General features: G+C 54.0%; 1 pseudogene. It reads right to left on the minus strand.

The features are described from left to right. A pseudogene (locus KV696_RS09705) lies at positions 1-311 on the minus strand (adhesive domain-containing protein); the annotation flags it as partial.

Here is a 311-nt window from a genome sequence, read left to right on the forward strand (position 1 = left end):
TCAGCAAGCACAAGCGCCGTAGCGTCTACATCAGCAAGCACAAGCGCTGTAGCGTCTACATCAGCATCAACAAGTGCGGTAGCCTCTACATCAGCATCAACAAGTGCGGTAGCGTCTACCTCAGCGTCAACAAGTGCCGTAGCCTCTACTTCAGCCAGCACAAGCGCTGTAGCATCTACCTCAGCAAGCACAAGCGCCGTAGCCTCTACATCAGCAAGCACAAGTGCGGTAGCCTCTACATCAGCAAGTACTAGCGCGGTAGCCTCTACATCAGCGTCAACAAGTGCCGTAGCGTCTACATCAGCAAGCAC

It is taken from the genome of Streptococcus humanilactis, assembly GCF_019448275.1.
Classification (GTDB): Bacteria; Bacillota; Bacilli; order Lactobacillales; family Streptococcaceae; genus Streptococcus; species Streptococcus humanilactis.